Below are 24,493 nucleotides of genomic sequence, written 5' to 3' on the forward strand. Positions count from 1 at the left end.
CACGCAGGTGCGGCAGGATGGCGCCCGTGACCGTCCGCTCCGTCGCCGTCCTCGGCTCCACCGGCTCGATCGGCACCCAGGCCCTCGAGGTGGTCGCCGCCCACCCCGACCGCTTCACCGTCGCCGCGCTCTCCGCCGGGGGCAACACCGCCCTGCTCGCGCAGCAGGCCGCGGCCACCCGGGCACCGCTCGTCGCGGCCGCACGGGGGAGCGTCGAGGAGCTGCGCTCGGCGATCGCCGCGGTCGCCGAGGACCCCTCGTACCGACCCGAGGTCGTCGTCGGGGAGGACGCCGCCACCGAGGCCGCGGGCCGCGGCGCCGACGTCGTCCTCAACGGCATCACCGGCTCGATCGGGTTGCGCCCCACCCTCGCCGCGCTCTCGGCCGGCTCGGTGCTCGCGCTCGCCAACAAGGAGTCGCTCATCGTCGGCGGCCCGCTGGTGCAGGTCGCCGCCGCCCCCGGGCAGATCGTCCCCGTCGACTCCGAGCACAGCGCCATCGCCCAGGCGCTGCGCGGTGGTCGGGCCGAGGAGGTCCGCCGCCTCGTCGTGACCGCCAGCGGCGGCCCGTTCCGCGGCCGCACCCGCGCCGAGCTCGCCGACGTCACGCCCGAGCAGGCCCTGGCCCACCCGAACTTCTCGATGGGGCGGGTCATCACGACGAACTCGGCGACCCTCGTGAACAAGGGCCTCGAGGTCATCGAGGCGCACCTGCTCTTCGACGTGCCGTTCGACCGGATCGACGTCGTCGTGCACCCGCAGCAGCAGATCCACTCGATGGTCGAGTTCCACGACGGCTCGACCATCGCCCAGCTGGGGCCGCCGCGGATGCTCGTGCCCATCGGGCTGGGGCTGTCCTGGCCCGAGCGCCTCGAGGACGTCGACGTGCCGTGCGACTGGTCGCGGGCGCAGTCCTGGGAGTTCCACCCGCTCGACGACGACGCGTTCCCCGCGGTGCGGCTCGCCCGGCAGGTGGGGGAGGCCGGCGGCACGTTCCCGGCCGTCTACAACGCCGCCAACGAGGTGTGCGTCGACGCCTTCCACGACGGCCACATCGGCTTCCTCGACATCGTCGACACGGTGCAGCGCGTCGTCGAGGCGCACAATGGCGGGGACGGACGGCGCGGGAGCGAACTCGACGCCTCGAGCGTTGAGTCCGTGCTCGCCGCCGACCGGTGGGCGCGAGAGAGCGCCCGAGGGTTGCTCGGCGGCCCGCATACGACCCAGACCCCAGGAGGCAGCCGGTGACCACGGTGGCGTTCGTGCTCGGCGTGCTCTTCATGGCGGTGGGGGTGGCGCTGTCCATCGCCCTCCACGAGGTGGGACACCTCGTCCCCGCCAAGCGCTTCGGCGTCCGGGTCACCCAGTACATGGTCGGCTTCGGGCCGACCGTGTGGTCGCGTCGTCGTGGCGAGACCGAGTACGGCCTGAAGGCCATCCCGCTCGGCGGGTACATCCGGATGATCGGGATGTTCCCGCCCCGCCCCGGCGACGACGGCAAGCTGCGCGCCTCGAGCACCGGCCGGTTCAGCCAGCTGATGGACGAGGCGCGGGCGGCCAGCCTCGAGGAGGTGCGTCCCGGCGACGAGGACCGCGTCTTCTACCGGCTGTCGGTGCCGAAGAAGGTCGTCGTGATGCTCGGCGGTCCGCTGATGAACCTCCTCATCGGGATCGTGCTGCTCACCGCGGTCGTGACGATGCACGGCCTGCTCACCCCGCAGGCCGGGGCCGAGGTCGCCACCGTCTCCAGCTGCGTCGCCCCCGCCACCGAGGCGACGCCGACCACGTCGTGCACCGGGCGCCCCGCGAGCCCGGCGCTCGCCGCGGGCATCCGGCCCGGTGACCGGCTCGTCTCGATCGACGGTCAGCCGGTCCGCACGCCCCGCGACGTCAGCACGCTGATCCGCCCGGCGGCCGGGCGGGCGGTGCCCGTCGTGGTCGAGCGCGACGGCCGGCAGCTCACCCTCGCCGTCACCCCTATCCGCAACACCGTCACCGCCCTCGACGCGCAGGGCCAGGCGGTGCTGAAGGCGGACGGCACGCCGGCGACCACCGAGGCCGGCTTCATCGGGGTGGGACCCAGCGCACCATTGGAGTACCAGGCCCAACCGGTGACGGCCGTCCCGGGCATCGTCTGGGACTACACCGCCCAGACCGCCTCGGCGCTGGCGCACATCCCGCAGCGGCTCGGCGGCGTGTGGGACGCGGCGTTCGGCGGTGCCGAGCGCCAGGCCGACAGCCCGATGTCGGTCGTCGGTGTGGGGCGGGTCGCCGGCGACGTCGGCTCCGGCAAGTACGACCGCATCTTCGGCGGCACCACCGGTGACAAGGTGTGGACGCTGCTGCTCCTGCTGGCGGGCCTGAACATCATGCTCTTCGTCTTCAACCTCGTGCCGCTGCTGCCGCTCGACGGCGGGCACGTGGCCGGCGCCCTGTGGGAGGGCACGAAGCGCGGGTGGGCCCGCCTGCGCGGCCGCCCGGACCCGGGGTACGTCGACGTCGCGAAGGCGTTGCCGGTCGCCTACTCGGTGGCGATGGTCCTCATCGGGGTGTCCGCCCTGCTCATCTACGCGGACCTCGTCAACCCGGTCGACCTCGGCGGCTGACGCCCACCTCCCGTGGAGGGAACGCCCAGCCGCGCGCCGTAGGCTGGGGGGCATGTCCGTCTCCCTCGGCATGCCCGCCGCGCCGCCGCCCGTCATCGCCCCCCGTCGCCAGAGCCGGAAGATCCGGGTCGGCAAGGTCGAGGTCGGTGGCGATGCACCCGTGTCGGTGCAGTCGATGACCACGACGCCGACCACCGACATCAACGCCACGCTCCAGCAGATCGCCGAGCTCACCGCCGCCGGCTGCGACATCGTGCGCGTCGCGTGCCCGAGCCAGGACGACGCCGAGGCGCTGCCGGCCATCGCGCAGAAGAGCCAGATCCCGGTGATCGCCGACATCCACTTCCAGCCGAAGTACGTCTACGCGGCCATCGACGCCGGCTGCGCGGCGGTGCGCGTCAACCCGGGCAACATCCGGCAGTTCGACGACCAGGTCGGCGAGATCGCCCGGCGCGCCAAGGACGCCGGCGTCTCGATCCGGATCGGCGTCAACGCCGGCTCGCTCGACAAGCGGCTGCTCGAGAAGTACGGCAAGCCCACCGCCGAGGCGCTGGTGGAGTCGGCGGTCTGGGAGGCGAGCCTCTTCGAGGAGCACGACTTCCACGACTTCAAGATCTCGGTCAAGCACAACGACCCCGTCGTCATGGTCAAGGCCTACCAGCTGCTCGCCGAGCGCGGCGACTGGCCGCTGCACCTCGGCGTCACCGAGGCCGGGCCGGCGTTCCAGGGCACCATCAAGTCGGCGACGGCGTTCGGGGCGCTGCTCTCGCAGGGCATCGGCGACACCATCCGCGTCTCGCTGTCCGCGCCTCCCGTCGAGGAGGTCAAGGTCGGCATCCAGATCCTCCAGTCGCTGAACCTGCGGCCGCGCAAGCTCGAGATCGTGTCGTGCCCGTCGTGCGGGCGCGCCCAGGTCGACGTCTACAAGCTCGCCGACGAGGTGACGGCCGGCCTCGAGGGCATGACCGTCCCGCTGCGGGTCGCGGTCATGGGCTGCGTCGTCAACGGCCCGGGCGAGGCCCGCGAGGCCGACCTCGGGGTGGCCTCCGGCAACGGCAAGGGCCAGATCTTCGTCAAGGGCGAGGTCATCAAGACCGTCCCCGAGAGCCAGATCGTCGAGACCCTCATCGAGGAGGCCATGCGGATCGCCGAGGAGATGGGCGAGCCGATGGACGAGGAGTCGGCCGGCGCGCCGAGCGTCACCGTCTCCTGAGACCCGTCCCCGAGGAGCGCGCCCGCGCGGCGCGTCGGCCCTAGGCTGTAGTGGTGCTGCGCACCCGCTCCCCGGTCCGGCCGCTGTCGCTCGCGGACCGCGACGCCGCCCTGGCGGTGTGCTCGCGCGACCTCCCGCGGGGCGTCTTCGTCGCGGCGCGCATCCTCGAGGGCTCGCGCACGGGCTCGCTCGGTTCGGTCCTGGGCGTCCGGGACGACGGTGAGCTGCGCTCGCTGTGCTGGGCCAGCGCCAACGTCGTCCCCGTGGGCACCACCCCGGCCGACCACCCCCAGCTCGCCGAGCGGCTGCGGCGCTGGCGGGGCCGGGCGGCCTCGGTCTTCGGCCCCCAGGACGAGGTCGAGGGCCTCTGGAACCACCTCGAGCCGCACTGGGGCGCACCGCGTGCCGTTCGTGCCCACCAGCCGTTGCTCGTCGCCCACGAACCGCCGTCGGCGCTCGGCATCGCCCTCGACGAGCGGGTGCGCCCGGCCCGCGCCGACGAGGTCGACCTCGTGCTGCCCGCCGCCGAGCACATGTTCACCGCCGAGATCGGCTACCGCCCCTACTCGGGCTCCAACCGCGGCTACCGCGCCTCGATCGCCTCGCTCGTGACGCGCGGGCACACCTACGTCGTCGTCGAGGACGGCGAGGTGGTCTTCAAGACCGACATCGGCAGCCTCGCCCTCGGCTGCGCCCAGCTCCAGGGCGTCTGGGTCGCGCCGCGGTTGCGGGGCCTCGGTCTGGCCGTGCCGATGCTCGCCTCCGTCCTCGAGCAGGTGATGCTCGGCCCCGCCCCCGTGGTCTCCCTGTACGTCAACGACTTCAACACCGCCGCCCGGGCCACCTACGACCGGCTGGGCTTCCGGGAGGTCGGCGCCTTCTCGACGGTCCTGCTGTGACCGGTCCGCGGGGCTGAGATGTCGCAGACGCTGTGGACGCCGCTCACCGAGGAGGACCTCCCGGCCCTGCGCGAGCTGGCCCGGGCCTGCCTGCGCGTCGACGGCGGTCTGCCCCACCTCGCGGACGAGCCGATGCTGCGCCGCCACTACCTGTCGGGCGTCGGCCTCGGCGGCCGGGACGAGACGGGGGACCTCGTCGCCGCGGCGGCGGTGCTGGTCGACCGCGCGGGCCGGCACACCGCCACCGGGCTGGTCCGCCCCTCGGCCCGCGGCGCCGGCCTCGGTGACGAGCTCGCCGCCTGGTGCCGCGAGCACTCGGGCGGCACGCTGCTGCGGGTCGTCGTCGAGACCGTCTCCCCGGGCACCGAGCAGTTCCTCCGCCGGATGGGGTTGGTGCGCACCTTCGCCGAGCACGTGATGCGCCACGACCTCGTCGACGTGCCGCGCATCAAGCGGCCCCCCGGTCTGCGCTCGCTGCCGTGGGACGAGGCGAGCGCGCCGCTGTTCCACGCCGCGTACTCGGGGGCCTTCGCCGAGCGACCGGGATTCCCGGCCACCCCGCTCCAGGAGTGGGTGCACGACGTCGCCGACGAGCAGGGCTTCCGGCCGGACCGTTCGCGGGTGGCCGTCGACGCCGACGGCCGGCCCGCGGGGTTCGTCACGCTCACCGACGACTGGGTCGACCAGGTGGGGGTCGTGCCGGCCTGGCGGGGGAGGGCGCTCGGGGCGCACCTCGTCGCCCGCTCCCTCCGGTCGCTGCGCAAGGCCGGCTGCGAGCAGGCCTGGCTCGCGGTGAACGTCGACAACCCGGCGCACGCCCTGTACCTGCGGCTCGGGTTCGTCGACGCCGGGCTGCGGGCCCGCTACGAGCAGGTCGCCTGAGGCGCGGATATCCTTGCCGGGCCCCACCCCGAACCGACCGACCCCAGGAGCCCTCCCGTGGCCATGCGCATGTCGTCCCTGTTCCTGCGAACCCTTCGCGAGAACCCGGCGGACGCCGAGGTGCCGAGCCACCAGCTCCTCGTGCGGGCCGGCTACATCCGGCGGGTCAGCCCCGGCATCTACACGTGGCTGCCGCTCGGCCTGAAGGTGCTGCGCCGCGTCGAGACCATCGTCCGCGAGGAGATGGACGCCATCGGCTCCCAGGAGCTGCTCTTCCCGGCGCTGCTGCCCCGCGAGCCCTACGAGGCCTCCGGTCGTTGGACCGAGTACGGCGACGGCATCTTCCGCCTCCAGGACCGCAAGGGCGACGACTACCTCCTCGGGCCGACGCACGAGGAGATGTTCACCCTGGCCGTCAAGGACCTGTACTCGTCGTACAAGGACCTGCCGCTGTCGATCTACCAGATCCAGACGAAGTACCGCGACGAGGCCCGGCCGCGCGCCGGCATCCTGCGCGGGCGCGAGTTCGTCATGAAGGACAGCTACTCCTTCGACCTCGACGAGGCCGGGCTCGACAAGAGCTACCAGCTGCACCGCGACGCCTACGTGCGCATCTTCGAGCGGCTCGGCTTCCACTACGTCATCGTCCACGCGATGGCCGGCGCCATGGGCGGCTCGAAGTCCGAGGAGTTCCTCGCGACCGCCGAGAACGGCGAGGACACCTACGTCCGCTGCCCGAACTGCGGGTACGCCGCGAACGTCGAGGCCGTGCGCGTGCCCGTCCCCGACGCCGTCGACGCGTCCGGGCTGCCCGCCGCCCACGTCGAGGACACCCCCGACACCCCGACCATCGACACCCTCGTCGCCCACCTCGAGCACGCCTTCCCGCGGGCCGACGGCCGGTCGTGGACCGCGGCGGACACGCTGAAGAACGTCATCGTGATGCTCGTGCACCCCGACGGCACGCGCGAACCGCTGGCCATCGGGCTCCCGGGTGACCGCGAGGTCGACGAGAAGCGGCTGGGGGCCAACGTCGAGCCGGCCGCCGTGGAGGCCTTCGGCGAGTCGGACTTCGCGCGGTACCCGACCCTCGCCAAGGGCTACATCGGCCCCGGGGCCCTGGGCTCGGAGCAGAGCACGGGCATCCGGTACCTCCTCGACCCCCGGGTCAGCGAGGGCACGGCGTGGGTCACCGGCGCCGACGAGAGCGGGCGCCACGTCCTCGACCTCGTCGTCGGTCGCGACTTCACCGCAGACGGCACCATCGAGGCCGCCGAGGTCCGCGACGGCGACTCCTGCCCCTCGTGCGGGCACGGCCTGGAGTCGGCGCGCGGCATCGAGATGGGGCACATCTTCCAGCTGGGCCAGCGGTTCGCCGAGGCGCTCGACCTCAAGGTGCTCGACGAGCACGGCAAGCTGCGCACGGTGACGATGGGCTCCTACGGCGTCGGCGTCTCGCGGGCGGTCGCCTGCGTCGCCGAGGGCAACCACGACGAGCTCGGGCTCGTCTGGCCGCGCGCGCTCGCGCCCGCCGACGTTCACGTCGTGGCCACCGGCAAGGACGACGCCGTCCTCACATTCGCCGAGGAGCTGACCCGTTCGCTCGAGGCGCAGGGTGTCGAGGTGCTCCTCGACGACCGCCGGCAGGCTTCTCCCGGAGTGAAGTTCAAGGACGCCGAGCTCATCGGGGTGCCCACCATCGTCGTCGTCGGGCGTGGGCTCGCCGACGGGAAGATCGAGGTCAAGGACCGTCGCTCGGGGGAGCGCCGCGAGGTCGCGACCGCCGACGCCGTGCGCGAGGTGCTGGCCGAGATCGGCCGCGCGTGAGCCGCCCGCTGGAGGCGGTCGTCTTCGACTGGGGCGGCACGCTGACGCCCTGGCACGACGTCGACCTGCCCGAGCAGTGGCGGGTCTTCGCGCGCGAGGTGCACGGCGTGCCGGTGGGCTCGCCCGAGGTGCCGCAGGCCGACCTCGACGAGGCGCACCGGCTGGCCGACCGCATCCTCGCGGCCGAGGCGGCGGCGTGGAGCCGGGGGCGTGACGAGCACTCGTCGGCGGCCCTCGCGGACATCCTCGACGCCGCCGGGGTGGACGCCGAGCACGACCGGCACCACCTGGCGCTCGCCGCGTACCGGCGCTTCTGGGAGCCGCACACGTGGACCGACCCGCAGGTCCGCCCGCTCTGGGAAGGCTTGCGCGAGAGGGGTCTTCGCATCGGCGTGCTGTCGAACACCATCTGGTCGCGCGAGTACCACCGCGAGATCTTCGAGCGCGACGGCGTCCTGGACCTCATCGACGCCGACGTCTACTCCAGCGAGATCGAGCACGTGAAGCCGCACCCCGAGGCCTTCCGCGCGATCTGCCGCGAGCTGGGGGTCGAGCCGGAGGCGGCCGTGTACGTCGGCGACCGGATGTTCGAGGACGTCCACGGACCGCAGCAGGTCGGGATGCGCGCCGTCTGGGTGCCGCACTCGACGCTGCCCGAGAACCAGAAGGTCGAGGTGAGCGCCGTCCCGGACGCCCGGGCGCACGAGCTCCTCGACGTGCTCGCCGTCGTCGACGGGTGGCTGGCCGACGCCCGTGGCTGAGGTCTCCGCCGAGGTCCTGGCGCTGCTCGCGCTGGCCGGGTTCCTCGCCGGGTGGGTCGACGCGGTGGTCGGCGGGGGAGGGCTGGTGCAGCTCCCGGCGTTGCTCCTCGGGATGCCGGGCGCGACGCCGGCCCAGGTGCTCGCCACGAACAAGTTCGCCTCGGTGTGGGGCACGGCGACGGCCTCGGCGACGTACTACCGGCGGGTGAAGCCGGACCTGCGCACCGCGCTGCCGATGGCCGCGGTCGCCTACGTCGGGGCGATCGGCGGCGCGCTGCTCGGGCTGCACATCCCGAAGTCGCTCTTCAACCCGGTCATCCTCGTCATGCTGCTCGTCGTCGGGGCGTACACGCTGCTCCGGCCGTCGGTGGGGGAGATGACCCGGCTGCGCTGGTCGGGCGGCCGGCACACGACGGCCGCCGTGCTCACCGGCTTCGTCATCGGCGTGTACGACGGGGCGCTCGGGCCGGGCACGGGGTCGTTCCTCGTCTTCGCCCTCGTCGGGCTGCTCGGGTACGCGTTCCTCGAGGCCAGCGCCAAGGCCAAGATCACCAACCTCGCGACCAACCTCGGGGCGCTGACGGTCTTCGCGCCGGGTGGGCACGTGGTGTGGGTCGTCGGGGGCGTCATGGCCGTCACCAACCTGCTCGGCGGCTACGTCGGTGCCCGTACGGCGGTCGCGCGCGGGAGCCGGTTCGTGCGGGCCGTCTTCGTCGTCGTCGTCGGCGCCTTCACCATCCGCATCGGCGGCGACGTCCTCCACCTCTGGTAGTCGCACCCCACCCACCCACCCACCCATCGCAAATGTGTGTGAACTCGCCGGTGTTTCGCGGCGGGTTCACACACGTTCGCGGGGCTGTGGATGACGCCAGCGGGGCTTCGACCGTCCGGGGCAGGCTTCGGCGATGGACCGGGACCAGCGACGCCGGGCGGAGGAGCTCGCCGAGCAGCACGGCGGTGTGCTCTCGCGCTCGCTGCTCCAGGGGCTCGGCATCGGCCGGGGCGCCGTCGCACGGCAGGTGGCCGGCCACCGGTGGGCGGTGCCGGGGCACCTCACGGTCGCGATGCACCGGGGCCCGCTTCCGCCCGAGGCGATGCAGTGGCTCGCGGTGGGGGAGGTCGGCCACGCCGTCGCCGTCGTCGACGGCGTCACCAGCCTCGTGGTCGCCGGACTGGTCGGCTACACCGAGTACGGCGTCCACGTGTCGGTCACTCGCAACGCCCGGTGCCCGGACGTCGACGACGTGCAGATCCACCGGGTCCGGCGGCATCCTTCTGAGGGCTGGCCCGGCGGCGGCCTTCCGAGGACCCGTCCGGCCGTCGCCGCCGTCCGTGCCGCGGGGTGGGCGGTCAGCGACCGGCAGGCGGCGCTCATCCTCGCGATGACCGTGCAGCAACGGCTGGTCGCGGGCGCGGATCTCGTCTCCGCATCCCGTGCGATCCGCACCCGCGGCCGCCACCCGTTCATCCGGCAGGTGGTGCGGGACATCGCGGACGGTGCCCACTCCCTCGGGGAGCTCGACTTCGCCGCGATGTGCCGGCGCCACGGCCTCCCCGAGCCCGACCGGCAGGTCGTGACGCGGGGCCTGCACGGGCGCGTCTACCTCGACGTGCGATGGGATGCGGCGGGTCTCGTCGTCGAGATCGACGGCTCGGGACACCGGGCGGGGCTCGCCGTCACGTCCGACAACCTGCGCCAGAACGCGGTCACGCTCGGCCGCGACACCGTGCTGCGCTTCGACCTGCTCGCGCTCCGGCTCGAGGAGGCGACCGTCATGGCCCAGGTGCGCGCCGGCCTCCGCGGATGTGTGTGAACTCGCCGCAGTTTCGCGGCGAGTTCACACACGTTCGGGCTAGGGGCGGGTGAGCCAGAGGGCGGCGTACGGGGGGAGGTGGACGTCGCCGTCGGGGCCCCACGGCAGGGTCGCCCCGGTGATGGCGTCGCGGGCGTCGGCGAGCCCGAGCTCGTGCACCCGCCACCCGGGCCAGACCCGCTCCTCGGGCGTGACGTTGTAGACGCCGGCCATCCGGCCCAGCGGGTGGTCGCGCAGCGTCACGAGGACACCGGGGTCGTCGACGGGCCCGATGGTCGTCTCGACCGAGGCGTGCAGGTGGGGGAGCGCGGCCCGGGCCCGGACGAGCGTCACGAGGTCGCCGAACACGCGTCCGGCCACCGTCGAGGGGTCGTGTCTCGAGGCCGCCCGCTCCCGGTCCAGCCGGGGTCGGTGCGCCCACCGGTTGTCGTCCTCGTGCCCGGGCTCCTGGGCCCACGCCGGGTCGTTCGGCTGGCCCAGCTCGTCCCCGCTCCACAGGACCGGGATGCCGCCCCAGCCGAGCACCATCGCGTGCGCGAGCCGCAACGCGGCTGCCGCCTCGTCGACCTCCTCGGGCACGCCCGACTCCTCGGCGGCCTCGAGACCGACGAGCGAGGCGGCCGTCCCGGACGTGCGCCGGTCGCCGGTGTCGGGGTTGAACTGGAAGACCAGCCCGCGCGCCGAGGCGCCCCAGAAGTCGCCGGCGTACCAGTCGGCGAGGAAGTGCCGGTGCCCCGGCCCGGTCACCCCGACGGCGGCGGCGTCCTCGTCCATGATCGCCCAGCCGATGTCGTCGTGGCAGCGCAGGTAGGTCAGCCAGGTGGCGGTCGACGGCTTCGGTGGCAGCGACCCCAGCGCGTGCGCCGCGAGCCGCACGTCGCGCGCGGCGAGCATCGACCAGATCTGCACCATGAGGCTGTTGTGGTACGCGACGTCGCTGACCTTGCCGGTGTGCTCGCCCTGCCCGAGGTACGCGAGCAGCTTGGTCGGTGCGACGATCGCTTCGGCCTTGAACGCGACTGCGGGACAGGCGATCCGGGTGACCGCTCGCAGCGCCTGGGTGATGGCGTGCACCTCCGGCTGGCCCTGGCAGTCCGTGCCGAGGCGCTTCCACATGAAGGCGATGGCGTCGAGGCGCAGCACGTCGACGCCGCGGTTGGCGAGGTCGAGGACGATCTGCGCGTACTCGGTCAGGACGTCCGGGTTGCCCCAGTTGACGTCCCACTGCCACTCGTTGAAGGTCGTCCACACCCAGCCGCGCAGGTCCTCGTCCCAGGTGAAGTTGCCGGGCGCGAACTCGGGGAAGACCTCGGGGAGGGTGCGCTCGTAGGCGTCGGGGAGGCGGCGGTCCGGGAAGACGTGGAAGTACGAGCGGTAGCGCAGGGTGCCCTCGCGGGCCCGGCGCGCCCACTCGTGCTCGCGGGCGACGTGGTTCAGCACGAGGTCGAGGACGAGGTTCATCCCGCGGTCGTGCAGGGCGTCGGCGAGGTCGGTCAGGTCGTCCATCGTCCCGAGGTCAGCGCGCACCTGCCGGTAGTCGGCCACGGCGTACCCGCCGTCGTTGTCGCCCTCGCGCGGGCGCAGCAGCGGCATGAGGTGGAGGTAGCGGACCCCGAGCTCCTCGAGGTAGAGCAGGCGTTCGCCGACCCCGCGCAGGTCGTCGGCGAAGCGCTCGGTGTAGGCGGCGTACCCGACCATCGTCGGCTCCTGGAGCCAGTCGGGGCGCAGCATCCGCTCGAGGTCACGGCGGTGGAGGCGGTCAGGGCGTCGGGCGAAGGCGCGCGCGGCGAGGGCGACCAGCTCGGCTCCCGTCCGCGCGGCCCGCTCCGGACCGTAGAGGGCGGTGAGGGCGCAGAAAAGGTCGGGCCACCAGCGCTCGACCCGGGCCGTGAACATCTCCGCGCGCCCGTCGCTCCACCCCGTCGTCGGGACGGAGGGGGGCGAGGGCACCGGCGCGGTCACGAGCCGCATCCTGCCGGATGTGCGCAAGCGTTTCCACGCCCACGGCCGATCCGGGCGCCACGGGTTCACGGCAGGCGCCGACGCCACGCACAGGTGACGCATAGGCAACGGGCCGAGAGTTCAGCCATGACGACGAGCACGGCGACGCCCGAGGGCGCGCTCCCGACCACCGCGGCCGCCCGCCCCGCCGCCCGCCGCGCGCTCGGCCCGGTGCCGCGCTGGTGGCGTGACGCCACCGGCGCGGCCGGCTGGGCGGTGCTCCTCGTGGTCGTGGCCCTGTGGGTCGCGGGCGGTGGCGTGCAGGAGATGGCGACCTGGGCGGGGCTGCTCACCTCGACCGGGCGGCTCACCGGTCTCGTCGCCTCGGCGCTGCTGCTCGTGCAGGTGCTCCTCATGGCGCGCGTGCCGTGGGTCGAGCAGGCCTGGGGCCAGGACGAGCTGGCCCGGGTGCACCGGCTCGTCGGCTTCACGTCCTTCACCCTCCTGATGGCCCACATCGTGCTCATCACCCTCGGCTACGCCGCGGCGACCCCGCTCGGCCTCTGGGGGACCACCTGGGACCTCGCCGTCAACGACCCGGGGATGCTGCTCGCCTGGGCCGGGACGCTGGCGCTCGTCATGGTCGTGGTCACCTCGGTGAAGCGGGCCCGGCGCCGGCTGCGCTACGAGTCCTGGCACCTCATCCACCTCTACGGCTACCTCGGCGCCGGCCTCGTGCTGCCGCACCAGCTCTGGACGGGGGCCGAGTTCCTCGACTCCCGCGCCGCGACCGTCTTCTGGTGGGGCCTGTGGTCCGTCACCGCCGCCGCCGTCCTCGTCTTCCGGGTCGCGCTGCCCCTGTGGCGCTCGCTGCGCGCGCCGATCCGGGTGCTCGAGGTGCGTGCCGAGGGCCCCGATGTCACGACCGTCACCGTCGGGGGCGACGGCGTCCGGCACCTGCCGGTGCGCGCCGGCCAGTTCCTCCAGTGGCGCTTCCTCGACGGACCCGGCTGGACCCGCGCCAACCCCTACTCGGTCTCGGCCGCACCCGACGGCCGCACCCTGCGCTTCACCGCGGCCCACGTCGGCGACGGCTCGGCCCGCCTCGCCGCGCTGCGCCCCGGCACGCGCGTCCTCGTCGAGGGCCCCTACGGCCGGATGCACGGCGGCGTGCGCGGCCGGCGCAAGGTGCTGCTGATGGGGTCCGGCATCGGCATCACCCCGATGCGCGCCCTCCTCGAGGAGCTGCCCCAGGCACCGGGCGACGTCACCGTCGTGCACCGGGTCCGCTCCCGGGAGGAGGCGGTGCTGGCCGACGAGCTGCGCGCCCTCGCCACCGCCCGGGGCGCCCGCTACCTGCTCGTCGAGGGGCACCGCGTGCCCGGCCGGTCCAGCTGGCTGCCCGTCCAGGCCGCCCACCTCACCGACGCCGGCGCCCTCCTCGAGGTCGTGCCCGACCTCGCCGACCACGACGTCTACGTCTGCGGCTCCGACGGCTGGATGGATGCCGTCCGCGCCGCCGCCCTCGAGGCCGGGGCCGCGCCCGACGCGGTGCACCTCGAGCGCTTCGCCTACTGACCACCCCGACCGCGAAGGACACCCCGATGCGACGGATCACCACCTGGCTGCTGAGCACGCTCTCGGCGCTGGTCCTCCTCTTCAGCTACCACACGTCCACGAACAGCGGCGGCGCGAACGTCGTCGCCGCGGGCGATGCCAACGGCGCGACGAGCGGCGCCGGCGGGACCGGTGACACGAGCGCGAACGGCACGGACTCCTCGGGGTCCGGCGACACCTCGACGCCGACCCCGACGCCCTCGACCGACTCCGGCTCCACCGACTCCACCGACTCCGGCTCCGGCTCGACGGACTCTGGGTCGAGCGACTCCGGGGCCGCGTCGGGCACCGTCACCGGCGACGCCGTGCAGACCCGCTTCGGCCCGGTGCAGGTCGAGATCACCGTCGCGGGCGGGAAGATCACCAAGTCCGTCGTCACCCAGGTGCCGTGGAACGACCGCAAGGACCAGGAGATCAACTCCTACGCGGTGCCGATCCTCAACGACGAGGCCGTCCAGGCCCAGAGCGCCGACATCGACATGGTCTCGGGCGCCACCTACACCTCCGACGGCTACATCCAGTCCCTGCAGTCGGCGATCGACAAGGCCAACCTGTGATCACCGCCGAGATCCCCGTGGCCCCCGCCGCGCCACCGCCCCCGGTGCTGGCGCGCCGCGCCTGGGTCGAGCACGTGATGGGCACCGCCGTCAGCGTCCACGTCCGGGCCGTCGAGCCCACCCGCCCCGACGTCGAGGCCGCGGTGGCCCGGGTCTTCGCGCACCTGCGCAAGGTCGACCAGGTCCTCTCGACGTGGCGCACCGACAGCGACCTGCTGCGCCTCCAGCACGGGGAGGCCGAGGACGTCCACGCGTGGGTCGCCGACGTGACCGAGCTGGCGCTGGAGGCCGAGGAGCGCACCGACGGGCTCTTCCGGGCGTGGCGCTCACGGGAGGGCGGGCGCATCGCCTTCGACCCGACCGGCCTCGTCAAGGGCTGGGCCGTCGCGGGCGCCGCGGCCCACCTCGACGTCGTCCCGGAGGTCGCCTACGCCGTCGGAGCCGGCGGCGACATCGTCGTCGGCGCCGGCCGCGGCCCGTCCGCCGCCGCTCCGTCCTGGCGCATCGGCATCGAGGACCCCACCCGCGCGGGCCGCGTCGCCGACGTCGTCACCCTGCGTCGCGGAGCCGTCGCGACCTCGGGTGCGGCCGCCCGGGGCGGTCACGTCGTGGACCCCCGGACCCGCCGACCGGTGACCCGCGCCGGGTCGGCGACCGTCGTCGGGCCTGACCTCCTCTGGGCCGACGTCTGGGCGACCGCCGCCTGGGTCGACCCCGAGCGCGCTGCCCTGCTCCTCGCCGAACGGGACCCGGACTACCGGCTCGTCGTCGTCTGAGCGCCGGGGGGCGCTCGCCGCTCCCATCATCCGGAAAGGCGCCGTCGGGCCCTGTCGGCCCGGTTCTGCCGCTGCTAGTCTCGGCCCGTTCCGCCGGTCTCGAGCTGATGATTCCGGCACGAGCATTCAGGCTGTGCTGAGGTCTCGACGCAGCGGACGCCCCCTGACCCAGCGGGCCGGGTGCCACGGCACGCGACCCGTTCGGCTCGCGTGCCTCCTCACGAGGCGGCGCGGTGGGTCGGCGGACGCCGGGACGGCGGCGGCCCGCGCCGCGCGCGGGTCACCTTCCCTCTGTGCCTCCCGGTGTCCGCGGGGTCCGCGCGCGGCTCAGCCGCGCGCGAGCACCTCCCGGAGGTCGTCCGGGGTCGTCACCGGCCGGTCGCAGACGAAGCCGCGGCACACGTACGCGGCCGCCGCACCACCGACGAGCGGACGGTCCGCGAGGAGCGGCACCCCGGGGGCATCGGGCCGGCCCGCCACCCGGACCATCCCCGGTGACGGGGACGCGAGCACCTGCTCGACGAGGGCCTCGGCGTCGGGACCGTCCCCGACCACCGCCACCTGGAGCGGCCCGGCGAGGACGGCCTCGGCGACGGCCAGGGTCCAGCCGGCGAAACGCGGCTCGGCCGCGGCCACCGAGCCGCAGGCCGCGAGGGCCTGCTCGGCGGCCGCACGGTGACGTGCGGACCCGGTGAGCGCGGCGCTCGTGAGCAGCGCGCCGGCCAGGGCCGAGGCGCCGCACGGCTCGGCGCCGTCGGTGCGGGATGCCGGCCGGGCGTAGAGCGGCGGCGCGTCGTGGGCGGTGTCGTGCACGGTGCCGTCGTCGTCGACGAACCGGTCGAGGGCGTCGTCGAGAATGCGCCCCGCCGCCGCGAGCCAGCGCGCCTCGCCCGTCGCCTGGTGCAGGGCCAGCAGCCCTTCGGCGAGGTCGCCGTGGTCCTCCAGCACCCCGGGAGCCGCCGACACCGTGCCGGCGCGCGAGGTCCGGTGCAGGACACCGTCGACGACGTGGGTGTCGAGGACGTGGTCCGCGGCCCGGGCCGCCGCGTCCACGAGGTCCGGGCGGTCGAGGAGGGCCCCGGTGTCGGCGAGCGCGGCCACGGCCAGGCCGTTCCAGGCGGTGACGACCTTGTCGTCGCGCGCCGGCTGGGGCCGTCGGTCGCGGGCGTCGAGCATCCGGGCGCGGACCTCGGACCACCACGCCGGGTCGTCGGGGTCGGCGAGCAGCTGGAGCGTCGAGGCGCCGTGCTCGAAGGTCCCCCCGGGCGTCACCTCCAGGAGGGCTGCGGCGCGCCGCCCGTCGTCGGGCCCGAGCAGCTCCTCGAGCTGCGCCGGCGTCCACGCGTAGGTGAGCCCCTCGTGCGAGTGCCCGTCGACGACGGTGTCGGCGTCGAGCGCGGAGGCGAAGGCGCCCTCGGCCGTCGCGAGGTCGCGCACCACGAAGTCGGCGGTCTCCTCGGCGACCCGACGCGCGAGCGGGTCTCCGGTGGCGCGCCAGAGGTGTGCGTACACGCGCAGCAGGAGGGCGTTGTCGTAGAGCATCTTCTCGAAGTGGGGGACCACCCAGCCGGCGTCGACGGAGTAGCGCGCGAACCCGCCGGCGAGCTGGTCGTACATCCCGCCGCGGGCCATCGCCGAGCAGGTCGAGCGGACCATCGCCAGGGCGTCCGGGGAGCCGGTGCGGGCGTGGTGGCGCAGGAGGAGCTCGAGCACCATCGACGGCGGGAACTTCGGCGCCCCGCCGAAGCCCCCGCGGGCGTCGTCGTGGTCGGTGCGCAGCCGGGCCACCGCACGGTCGAGCACCTCGGCCGGCACGGGGGCCGGCGCCGGGGGACCGGTGACCTCCCGGAGCCGCTGCGCGACGTGGGCGCCGGAGGCGAGCACCTGGTCGCGCTGCTCGGCCCAGACGCGGGAGGCGTTGTCGAGCAGGGCGAGGAACTGCTCGCGGGGGAGGTAGGTGCCGGCGAAGAACGGGTCGCCGGACGGTGTGAGCAGGCAGGTCATCGGCCAGCCGCCGTGCCCGGTGAGCGCGGTGGTCGCCGCCATGTAGACGGCGTCGACGTCGGGCCGCTCTTCCCGGTCGACCTTGACGGAGACGAACCCCTCGAGCAGGACGCGGGCGACCTCGTCGTCCTCGAAGGACTCGTGCGCCATCACATGGCACCAGTGGCAGGCCGCGTAGCCGACGGAGAGGAGGACCGGGACGTCGCGGCGGCGGGCCTCGGCGAAGGCCTCCTCGCCCCACTCCCACCAGTCGACGGGGTTGTCGGCGTGCTGGAGGAGGTAGGGGGACAGGGAGGCCGAGAGCCGGTTCGCCATCGACCCACCGTACGGGCCGTCGGGGTCGTCCGGACGGCCGGGACGGGCCCCCCGACCCATCCGCCGAGCCGGTTGGCTCCGAACGCGAGGTACCCGCGCGGTCCCGACTTCCCCCCTGCGGCACGACGACGTGCTCGGTCGGGACCCAGGAAGGACAGGTCGATGACGACTGCCCGCGACGCCCACCCCGTGCTGCGTGACGACGGACCCCCAGCCCCCGAGAGGCCGGGGGTGCGACGGCGCAGCCTCATCGGCTGGGTCCTCGCCGGTGGCACCCTCTCCGTCGCCGCCGACCTGACGCTCGGCGCCGAGCCCGCGGCGGCCGCCGTGCCGAGCCCACCCCAGGTGCCTGAGCTGTACGACCTCGGCGACCTCCAGACGCAGTCGGCGCTCCCGACCTCGCAGCTGATCCGCATCGACCTCGATGCGGACGGGTTCGCGCACTTCGCGATCCCCCGGATGGAGGTCGGCCAGGGCATCACCACGGCGGCCGCGATGCTCATCGCCGAGGAGCTCGACCTGCCCGTGGAGAAGGTGCGGGTCACGCTCGCCAAGGCCCGCCCGGAGCTGCTCTTCAACCAGCTGACCGGCGGCTCGAACACGATGCAGTCGATGTTCACGCCCATCCGCGTCGCCGCCGCGACAGCCCGCGGGGCGCTCCTGCGGGCCGCCGCCACCGAGCTCGGCGCCCAGGTCTCCGCGCTCACCGTGAAGTCCGGGGTGGTGACCGGCCCGACCGGCACGAGCCTCACCTACGGGCAGCTGGCCACGCTGGCGGCCAGCGCCGAGGACGTCGCCGTCGAGGTCTCGCTCACGCCGCGCCGCGAGTTCTCCGTCATCGGGACGGCGCGCAACCGCGACGACGCGCTCGCCGCGGTCACCGGCCGCAAGCAGTTCACGATGGACCTCGAGGTCGAGGGCGCCCTCCCCACGATGGTCTGCCGGCCCCCGACGCTCAACGGGTCGCCGCGGTCGGTGCGCAACGAGGCTGCGGTGCGGGCGATGCCGGGCGTCACCGACGTCGCGCTCGTCGGCACCGGTGTCGCCGTGCGCGCCGAGACCTTCGGGCAGTGCATCGACGCCGTGCGCGCGCTCGACGTGGACTGGAAGGGCGGCTCGGTCGAGGGCGAGTCCGACGAGTCGGTCCTCGCCGAGCTCAAGCGCGCCGAGCTCCCGATGGTCGTGCCGAAGGTGCCGATCCTCGCCAGCACCCTCGACCTGCGCGTCGAGTTCATGTTCCGCAGCAGCGCTGCGCTGGAGCCGAACTGCGCGATCGCCGATGTCCGGGCGGACCGCGCCACCGTGTGGGCCGGCCTCAAGGCGCCGATCGTCGCCCAGCGCGACATCGCCAAGGCCGTCGGGCTGCCCGCGGCGAAAGTCGAGGTCAACGTCGTCACCGGTGGGGGGTCGTTCGGGCACAAGCTGTTCGGCGACGCCGCCACCGAGGCGGCCGTCATCTCCAAGGCGATGGGCAAGCCGGTCAAGCTCATGTGGCACCGTGCCGACGAGCCCCGCCAGGGTCGGGTCCACCCGATGGCCACCTCGCGCGTGCGGGCCACGATGCTCGCCGGCCAGGTCCTCACCTTCGAGCAGCGGCACACGAGCGTCGTCACCGACTTCGGGCACGGGCTGGGCGAGCGGCTCACCGCGCTCGCGGCCGAGCTGCCCGCCAACCTCGGCGGTCTCGGTCTCTCGCAGTCGATCTTCACGCTGACCCAGGAGTTGCCCTACAACTTCGGGGTCGTCACCCAGCTGCTCAGCGAGGTCGACACCCGGTTCAACACGGGCAGCATGCGCAACATCTACAGCCCGGACGTCGCCTGCGCGAACGAGCTCGCCGTCGACCAGATCGCCAAGCGGCTGGGCAAGGACCCGTACGCGTTCCGGATGTCCTTCCTCAAGAGCGCGAAGGCCAAGCGGTGCCTCGAGGCGGTCGCGAAGGCCGGTGGCTGGGGACGGTCCCTGCCGAAGGGCGTGACGCAGGGCATCGCCGTGCACACCGAGTACAAGGGTGCGACAGCGGTTCTCGTCGAGCTCGACTCGCGGCCCGAGACCGTGAACCGGCAGATCCGCGACGCCGTCACGGGGCCGCGCGTCACCAAGGCGGTCATCGCCGTCAACGCCGGGCTCGTCGTCAACCCGCGCGGCCTGGAGGCCCAGATGATGGGTGGGGTCGCCGACGGCATCGCGCTCGCGCTGACGAGCAGCAGCCACCTGAAGGACGGCCACTTCCTCGAGGCCAGCTGGGACAACTACTTCTACACGCGGCAGTGGAACGTCCCGCCGGAGTTCCGGTGCATCGTCATGCCGTCGGACGAGGAGCTGCCCGGCGGGGCCGGCGAGGCGGGGGTGGCGGCCTCGGTCGCCGCCGTGGCCTGTGCCTACGCCCGGGCCACCGGCAGGGTCCCGACCCGCTTCCCGGTCAACCACGGGACGCTCTCGTTCACCCCGAAGTCCTTCGTCCCGCCCGTCCCCGAGCCGCCGGCCGACGGCCTGAGCTACGTCTCCTGAGGAGCCCGACATGCCCCAGCACACCTTCACCGTCAACGGCGAGCAGGTCACCGTGGACGTCGCCGACGACGTCCGTCTCCTCTGGGTCCTGCGCGACGTCCTGAAGATCACCGGCCCGAAGTACGGGTGCGGCATCAACGTCTGCAAGGCCTGCACCTCCCACCTCAACGGCAAGGCCTTCAACCCGTGCGCGGTGCGGGTCGCCGACCTCACGCCGGACGACGAGGTGACGACCATCGAGGGCCTCGCCGACACCGTCGAGGGCGACCTGCACCCCATGCAGGAGGCCTGGCTCGAGCGCGACGTCGCCCAGTGCGGCTACTGCCAGCCCGGCCAGATCATGGCGGCCGTCGCCCTGGTGAACCGCGTTCGCGCAGAGGGCCGCTCGATCACCGACGCCGACCTCGACCAGATCCGCAACGTCTGTCGCTGCGGCACGTACAACCGCATCCGCCAGGCGATCGGGGACGGCGCCTCCCGGATGTGACCGACGCCCGTGGGTCGTGCCGTCACGAGGGGGCGGCACGACCCACGGGCCTCACTCGTCGAGGGCCTTGTGCAGGGCGATGCAGGCCGTGACGGCCTCCTCGCCCTCGAGGAAGCCGGCCCAGCTGACCTCGACCCCTGCCCGCAGCAGCGTCCACGCCCTGGCCTCGTCGGGGTCGATGCCGGCCGCCTCCGCGGTGACCTCGAGGCGCCGGCGCACCGACCAGCGGAACGCCGAGCCGGTGCCGAGCTCGGCGAACCGGTTGCGCAGCACCGGCCAGAGGTCGAAACCGGGGTGCCCGGCCACGGGCTTGGGGTCGATGGCCGTCCATCCTCCCGACGGGTCGTGCAGCACGTTCTCGTAGTGCAGGTCGGTGTGCAGCAACAGCTCCGGGGCGTCGGGCAGCAGGTCGCGGGCGAGCCCGAGCGTGCGGGTGGCGAGCCGGCGCGGCACGGCGGGGCGCGTCGCCATCCGCTCGAGGTGCTCCTCGAGGTACGGGCCGAGGCGCGGGACCTGCGGCGGGGCCGGGACGTGCAGACGCCGCAGCAGTCCGCCCACGACCGCGCAGGCCTCCTCGTCCCACGTGCCCGTGAGGTCGGTCGGGTCGAGGCGCTCGAGGAGCAGGACGCCGTCCGACGGCAGCGCCGCGACGAGCCGGACCGCCCCGTCGCCGGCCCAGGTGCGCAGGGCGAGGTGCTCGTGCTGCCCCTCGGGGTGCGGCCAGCCGACCTTGAGCGCCAGCCGCTCGGTGCCGCGACGGACCGGCAGGACCACCGCCGTCCACCCCGTGCCCGTCGGCCCGTCGTCCGGCTCGAGGTCCCAGCGCTCCAGGGCCTGCTCGACGAGGTGGGGGACGGTGGCCACCCAGTCCGCACCCGTGGGCCCGCCGTCGGCGGGGTACGTGGAGACCCGCTCCACCCAGGCGGGCGGCAGGACGAGCGCGCTCACGCGAGCCCGGGGAACGGCACGAGGGGGACGCCCCAGCGGTGCGCCTCGACCTCGACCGTGCCCAGCCACCGGGTCGCCGCGGGAAGACCGGCCCCCGGGTCCGCGGCGACGAGGTCGGGGAGGGCGGTGCCGAGGGTCGCCCGCAGCGACGTGAGAGTGGTCGTCAGCATCCGGTCGACGTCCGCCCCCGTCCGGACGGCGAAGGGCAGCGGGTGGCCCAGGCCCACCGGCGGGGGGTCCTCGCCGGAGCGCAGCTCGGTGCGCAGGGCGCGCAGCACGCGCACGGTCCCCTCGCCGCGCTCACGCCGGGCTCCCGAGGAGCGGGCGGCGCCCACCTCGGCGAGGTAGGCGGCGGTGTCCGCGGCCTCGACGACGGAGGAGCCGACGGCGTCGAGCACCACCGGTGGGACGGCGGCGGCCGGGGCCGGCGCCGCCCCGGTGAGCACGGTCGCCGCCGCCCACCGCTGGGCGTGCAGCGCCGCGAGGGTCGGGAGCAGGGAGGCCTCGGCCTCGGCGAACGCGCCGACCTCGCGCGCCGCGGCCGCCTCCTCGGCGCCGAGCGCGGGCCCGGGACGGGGCGACGCGGTGGGGGAGGGCGAGGTGGAGGAGGACGAGGAGGACGCCGACGGCGACGTCACGGCGTCGAGGCCGGCGGCCGGCACCTGCCGACGCAGCAGCGCGGTGCGCAGCACCGTGTGCTGCCGCCGGTGCAGCGTCGCGAGCCCGGTCCCCAGCGTCGTGCCGAGGGCGTCGGCCAGGCCGGCCAGCCGCTCGCAGTCGCTGGTCAGCGCGACGAGCCGCTGCTCGGCGGCGAGGGGGGAGCGGGTGGGGACGAGCGGGACGCGCGGGGCGTCGTCCTCGAGGCGGATCCCGCAGCCGGACAGCGGGGCGAGGAGCGCCGCCCCCGCCCCGGCGAGGAGGAGGCGCCGCCCGGGACGCCGGGCATCGAGGTCCGGCACGGGCAGCATCATCCCACGGTGCGGGCGGGTGCTCGCGGGGCCTAGAGTGGGGGACCCGGCAGGCGCCGGGACGAGAACTTCACAGGGAGAGGAGCCGCGCCGTCATGGCCACCGCAGACCAGGTCCGCCCCGTCCTCGAGCAGGGCCTCGCGGGCAGCGCCCTCGTCCTCGAGGACGTCACCGTCTCGCCCGCGGGGAACCGCCGGGTGGTCCGCGTGCTCCTCGACCGCGACCTGGGTGAGGCCGACGCGGTCACCGGGCCCACCGAGCCCCTCTCCCTCGACGAGGTCGCCGACGCGACCCGCCTCGTCGGCGACGCCCTCGACGCCTCCGACGTGCTCGGCCAGCAGCCGTACACCCTCGAGGTCTCCTCCCCGGGGGTCGGCCGCCCGCTCACCCTGCCGCGGCACTACCAGCGCAACGTCGGCCGGCTCCTCACGGTCCGGGTCGGCGACGAGGAGAGCACCGGACGGCTCGTGGCCGCCGACCGCACCGCGCTGACCCTCGAGGTCCCCGCGACGAAGAAGACCCCCGCCCGCACGACCACCGTGCCGTACACCGACGTCGACCGCGCCGCCGTGCAGGTCGAGTTCGCGCGGCACGACGACCCGAAGGAGAGCTGACCCCCGTGGACATCGACCTCGCCGCCCTGCGCGCGCTGGAGCGGGAGCGCGGCATCTCCCTCGACGTCATCGTCCCGGCGATCGAGCAGGCGCTGCTGCTCGCCTACCAGCGCACCGACGGCCACTACCGCCACTCCCGCGCCGAGCTCGACCGCGCGTCCGGCCACGTCGTCATCTGGGCCCGCGAGGAGACCGAGATCCCGGCGCCCGAGGGCGAGGTCGACGACGAGGGCAACCCGGCCCGCCCGCGCCGCGAGCTCGGTCCCGAGTTCGACGACACCCCGACCGGCTTCGGCCGGGTGGCCGCCGCCACCGCGCGCCAGGTCATCGTCCAGCGGATGCGCGACATCGAGGACGAGGCCATCCTCGGCGACTTCAAGGGCCGCGAGGGCGACATCGTCGCCGGGGTGGTGCAGCAGAGCGCGAACCCGCAGCACGTGCTCGTCGACTTCGGGAGCATCGAGGGCATCCTCCCGGCGGCCGAGCAGGTGCCGGGCGAGACCTACCCGCACGGCCAGCGCCTGCGCACCTTCGTCGTCTCCGTCAAGCGCGGCCTGCGTGGCCCGCAGATCGGGCTCTCGCGCACCCACCCCAACCTCGTGAAGAAGCTGTTCGCCCTCGAGGTCCCCGAGATCGCCGACGGCAGCGTCGAGATCGCCGCGCTGGCCCGCGAGGCGGGTCACCGCACCAAGATCGCGGTGCACTCCACCGTGCCGGGCCTCAACGCCAAGGGCGCGTGCATCGGCCCGATGGGCAGCCGCGTGCGCGCGGTGATGGCCGAGCTCCAGGGCGAGAAGATCGACATCGTCGACTTCAGCACCGACCCCGCCGAGTTCATCGCCGCGGCCCTGTCGCCGGCCCGGGTCTCCTCGGTCCAGGTCGTCGACGAGAAGCTGCGCGCCGCGCGCGTCGTCGTGCCCGACTACCAGCTCTCGCTGGCCATCGGCCGCGAGGGCCAGAACGCCCGGCTCGCGGCCAAGCTGACCGGCTGGCGCATCGACATCCGCCCCGACACCGAGGCGCCGGCGAGCACGCCCGACGGTGCCCGCGACACGCCCGGGCCCGCGTAGGCGGTAGACTGGTGGTGACCGACCGGACTGGACTCCGGCCGTCGGAGCCCGTGCGCACGTGCATCGGGTGCCGTCGGACGGATAGCCGGTCGGCACTCCTGCGAGTGGTACTCGGGGAGGGGGAGCACGGCCCGACCGTCGACCCCGACCCCGATCGCCGTCGTCCGGGGCGCGGCGCCTGGCTGCACCCCGACGTCTCGTGTCTCGACCTCGCCGTCCGCCGCAGGGCGTTCGGCCGCGCGCTGCGCAGCAGCACCGGCCCGGACGTCACGCAGCTGGCCGGATGGGTCGAGGACCTCACGCAGGGAACACCGTCAGAGAAGCACGAAGACCGGAAGCGGGTTTAACGCGATGAGCACCCGATGAGTACTCAGCGATGAGCACCCCCCAGCTGTAACGACGGTCCGCGCCACCCCGGCACGGACCTGGACAGGAGAGATGTGTCTAAAGTCCGTGTGAGCGCACTCGCGAAGGAGCGCGGGGAGACCAGCAAGGTCGTCCTCGAGCGCCTCAACGCGATGGGTGAGTACGTCAAGAGCGCCAGCTCGACGATCGAGGCGCCGGTGGTCCGGCGCTACAACGAGAAGTTCCCGGCCTCGGCGCCAGCCGAGAAGGCCCCCGCCAAGAAGGCCGCCCCGGCCCCCCAGGCCGCCCCCGCCGCCCCTGCTGCCGAGGCCCCCGCCC

General features: G+C 74.2%; 22 protein-coding genes. 18 read left to right on the forward strand and 4 right to left on the reverse strand.

The annotated features are described in order from the left end of the window. Positions 1 to 17: 17 nt before the first annotated feature. The 9 genes from dxr to ACQZ2A_RS19795 all read left to right on the forward strand — a co-directional run bounded on the left by dxr (position 18) and on the right by ACQZ2A_RS19795 (position 10,001). Positions 18 to 1,247, forward strand: a complete 1,230-nt coding sequence (gene dxr / locus ACQZ2A_RS19755; protein WP_430214430.1) for a 1-deoxy-D-xylulose-5-phosphate reductoisomerase — start codon at positions 18 to 20, stop codon at positions 1,245 to 1,247. Further along, complete coding sequence (locus tag ACQZ2A_RS19760; RefSeq protein ID WP_430214432.1) at positions 1,244 to 2,605, forward strand: M50 family metallopeptidase; 1,362 nt, start codon at positions 1,244 to 1,246, stop codon at positions 2,603 to 2,605. Before dxr ends, ACQZ2A_RS19760 begins: the two co-directional genes overlap by 4 nt. A gap of 52 nt (positions 2,606 to 2,657) precedes the next feature. Then, on the forward strand, positions 2,658 to 3,818 hold the full coding sequence (gene ispG, locus ACQZ2A_RS19765; protein ID WP_430214434.1) for a flavodoxin-dependent (E)-4-hydroxy-3-methylbut-2-enyl-diphosphate synthase: 1,161 nt from the start codon (positions 2,658 to 2,660) through the stop codon (positions 3,816 to 3,818). 53 nt (positions 3,819 to 3,871) lie between these two features. Beyond that, entirely contained in the window at positions 3,872 to 4,717 is an 846-nt protein-coding gene (locus tag ACQZ2A_RS19770; RefSeq protein ID WP_430214436.1) for a GNAT family N-acetyltransferase, read from the forward strand. 18 nt (positions 4,718 to 4,735) lie between these two features. Then, on the forward strand, positions 4,736 to 5,599 hold the full coding sequence (locus tag ACQZ2A_RS19775; protein ID WP_430214438.1) for a GNAT family N-acetyltransferase: 864 nt from the start codon (positions 4,736 to 4,738) through the stop codon (positions 5,597 to 5,599). 57 nt (positions 5,600 to 5,656) lie between these two features. Then, positions 5,657 to 7,426: a proline--tRNA ligase gene (locus ACQZ2A_RS19780; RefSeq protein ID WP_430214439.1), complete on the forward strand. Its 1,770-nt coding sequence runs from the start codon at positions 5,657 to 5,659 to the stop codon at positions 7,424 to 7,426. Beyond that, positions 7,423 to 8,187: an HAD family hydrolase gene (locus ACQZ2A_RS19785; protein ID WP_430214441.1), complete on the forward strand. Its 765-nt coding sequence runs from the start codon at positions 7,423 to 7,425 to the stop codon at positions 8,185 to 8,187. The genes ACQZ2A_RS19780 and ACQZ2A_RS19785 overlap by 4 nt, the downstream gene beginning before the upstream one ends. Continuing rightward, positions 8,180 to 8,959, forward strand: a complete 780-nt coding sequence (locus ACQZ2A_RS19790) for a TSUP family transporter (RefSeq protein WP_430214443.1) — start codon at positions 8,180 to 8,182, stop codon at positions 8,957 to 8,959. The genes ACQZ2A_RS19785 and ACQZ2A_RS19790 overlap by 8 nt, the downstream gene beginning before the upstream one ends. 133 nt (positions 8,960 to 9,092) lie before the next feature. Then, positions 9,093 to 10,001, forward strand: coding sequence for a hypothetical protein (locus ACQZ2A_RS19795; RefSeq protein WP_430214445.1), 909 nt, complete (start codon positions 9,093 to 9,095; stop codon positions 9,999 to 10,001). Between the two features lie 39 nt (positions 10,002 to 10,040). On the opposite strand, the gene ACQZ2A_RS19800 is transcribed toward ACQZ2A_RS19795, so the two are convergent. After that, a complete protein-coding gene (locus ACQZ2A_RS19800) occupies positions 10,041 to 11,963 on the reverse strand; it encodes an alpha-amylase family protein (protein ID WP_430214447.1) in 1,923 nt (640 codons plus the stop codon). 126 nt (positions 11,964 to 12,089) lie between these two features. Between ACQZ2A_RS19800 and ACQZ2A_RS19805 the strand changes: the two genes are divergently transcribed. The 3 genes from ACQZ2A_RS19805 to ACQZ2A_RS19815 are packed head-to-tail and all read left to right on the forward strand — an operon-like array spanning position 12,090 to position 14,892. Beyond that, positions 12,090 to 13,520 carry a ferredoxin reductase family protein gene (locus ACQZ2A_RS19805; RefSeq protein WP_430214449.1) on the forward strand — a complete coding sequence of 477 codons (1,431 nt, stop codon included), beginning with the start codon at positions 12,090 to 12,092 and terminating at the stop codon, positions 13,518 to 13,520. A gap of 26 nt (positions 13,521 to 13,546) precedes the next feature. Beyond that, a complete protein-coding gene (locus ACQZ2A_RS19810) occupies positions 13,547 to 14,116 on the forward strand; it encodes an FMN-binding protein (protein WP_430214451.1) in 570 nt (189 codons plus the stop codon). Continuing rightward, positions 14,113 to 14,892 (forward strand): FAD:protein FMN transferase, encoded by a 780-nt coding sequence (locus tag ACQZ2A_RS19815; protein WP_430214453.1) that lies wholly within the window; start codon positions 14,113 to 14,115, stop codon positions 14,890 to 14,892. The genes ACQZ2A_RS19810 and ACQZ2A_RS19815 overlap by 4 nt, the downstream gene beginning before the upstream one ends. A 327-nt stretch (positions 14,893 to 15,219) precedes the next feature. On the opposite strand, the gene ACQZ2A_RS19820 is transcribed toward ACQZ2A_RS19815, so the two are convergent. Then, entirely contained in the window at positions 15,220 to 17,211 is a 1,992-nt protein-coding gene (locus tag ACQZ2A_RS19820) for a thioredoxin domain-containing protein (RefSeq protein ID WP_430214455.1), read from the reverse strand. A gap of 162 nt (positions 17,212 to 17,373) precedes the next feature. Here ACQZ2A_RS19820 and ACQZ2A_RS19825 point away from each other — a divergent pair, with 162 nt between their 5' ends. Together ACQZ2A_RS19825 and ACQZ2A_RS19830 are read left to right on the forward strand one after the other, a co-directional pair. Further along, positions 17,374 to 19,722 carry a molybdopterin cofactor-binding domain-containing protein gene (locus ACQZ2A_RS19825; protein ID WP_430214457.1) on the forward strand — a complete coding sequence of 783 codons (2,349 nt, stop codon included), beginning with the start codon at positions 17,374 to 17,376 and terminating at the stop codon, positions 19,720 to 19,722. A 10-nt stretch (positions 19,723 to 19,732) separates the two neighbouring features. Further along, positions 19,733 to 20,209: a (2Fe-2S)-binding protein gene (locus tag ACQZ2A_RS19830; protein ID WP_430214459.1), complete on the forward strand. Its 477-nt coding sequence runs from the start codon at positions 19,733 to 19,735 to the stop codon at positions 20,207 to 20,209. Between the two features lie 51 nt (positions 20,210 to 20,260). On the opposite strand, the gene ACQZ2A_RS19835 is transcribed toward ACQZ2A_RS19830, so the two are convergent. Continuing rightward, complete coding sequence (locus ACQZ2A_RS19835) at positions 20,261 to 21,157, reverse strand: aminoglycoside phosphotransferase family protein (protein WP_430214461.1); 897 nt, start codon at positions 21,155 to 21,157, stop codon at positions 20,261 to 20,263. Next, positions 21,154 to 22,125, reverse strand: a complete 972-nt coding sequence (locus ACQZ2A_RS19840; RefSeq protein WP_430214462.1) for a hypothetical protein — start codon at positions 22,123 to 22,125, stop codon at positions 21,154 to 21,156. Before ACQZ2A_RS19840 ends, ACQZ2A_RS19835 begins: the two co-directional genes overlap by 4 nt. Positions 22,126 to 22,220: 95 nt before the next feature. Between ACQZ2A_RS19840 and rimP the strand changes: the two genes are divergently transcribed. From rimP to ACQZ2A_RS19860, 4 genes are all read left to right on the forward strand, one after another. Beyond that, entirely contained in the window at positions 22,221 to 22,739 is a 519-nt protein-coding gene (gene rimP / locus ACQZ2A_RS19845; RefSeq protein ID WP_430214464.1) for a ribosome maturation factor RimP, read from the forward strand. Between the two features lie 5 nt (positions 22,740 to 22,744). Continuing rightward, a complete protein-coding gene (nusA, locus tag ACQZ2A_RS19850) occupies positions 22,745 to 23,809 on the forward strand; it encodes a transcription termination factor NusA (protein ID WP_430214465.1) in 1,065 nt (354 codons plus the stop codon). A 50-nt stretch (positions 23,810 to 23,859) separates the two neighbouring features. Beyond that, positions 23,860 to 24,156: a YlxR family protein gene (locus tag ACQZ2A_RS19855; RefSeq protein ID WP_430214467.1), complete on the forward strand. Its 297-nt coding sequence runs from the start codon at positions 23,860 to 23,862 to the stop codon at positions 24,154 to 24,156. A gap of 108 nt (positions 24,157 to 24,264) precedes the next feature. Continuing rightward, positions 24,265 to 24,493 (forward strand): translation initiation factor IF-2 N-terminal domain-containing protein (locus ACQZ2A_RS19860; protein WP_430214466.1); only part of this gene is annotated, 229 nt, incomplete at its 3' end.

The organism is Phycicoccus avicenniae, from assembly GCF_050496545.1.
GTDB lineage: Bacteria > Actinomycetota > Actinomycetes > Actinomycetales > Dermatophilaceae > Phycicoccus > Phycicoccus avicenniae_A.

Bases quoted from the DNA above. Each gene is read 5' to 3' on its own strand.
- ACQZ2A_RS19820 (WP_430214455.1), bottom strand. From the start codon at position 17,211: ATGGCGAACCGGCTCTCGGCCTCCCTGTCCCCCTACCTCCTCCAGCAC.
- ACQZ2A_RS19795 (WP_430214445.1), top strand. From the start codon at position 9,093: ATGGACCGGGACCAGCGACGCCGGGCGGAGGAGCTCGCCGAGCAGCAC.
- ACQZ2A_RS19805 (WP_430214449.1), top strand. From the start codon at position 12,090: ATGACGACGAGCACGGCGACGCCCGAGGGCGCGCTCCCGACCACCGCG.
- ispG (WP_430214434.1), top strand. From the start codon at position 2,658: ATGTCCGTCTCCCTCGGCATGCCCGCCGCGCCGCCGCCCGTCATCGCC.
- dxr (WP_430214430.1), top strand. From the start codon at position 18: ATGGCGCCCGTGACCGTCCGCTCCGTCGCCGTCCTCGGCTCCACCGGC.
- ACQZ2A_RS19830 (WP_430214459.1), top strand. From the start codon at position 19,733: ATGCCCCAGCACACCTTCACCGTCAACGGCGAGCAGGTCACCGTGGAC.
- ACQZ2A_RS19775 (WP_430214438.1), top strand. From the start codon at position 4,736: ATGTCGCAGACGCTGTGGACGCCGCTCACCGAGGAGGACCTCCCGGCC.
- ACQZ2A_RS19840 (WP_430214462.1), bottom strand. From the start codon at position 22,125: ATGCTGCCCGTGCCGGACCTCGATGCCCGGCGTCCCGGGCGGCGCCTC.
- ACQZ2A_RS19810 (WP_430214451.1), top strand. From the start codon at position 13,547: ATGCGACGGATCACCACCTGGCTGCTGAGCACGCTCTCGGCGCTGGTC.
- ACQZ2A_RS19825 (WP_430214457.1), top strand. From the start codon at position 17,374: ATGACGACTGCCCGCGACGCCCACCCCGTGCTGCGTGACGACGGACCC.
- rimP (WP_430214464.1), top strand. From the start codon at position 22,221: ATGGCCACCGCAGACCAGGTCCGCCCCGTCCTCGAGCAGGGCCTCGCG.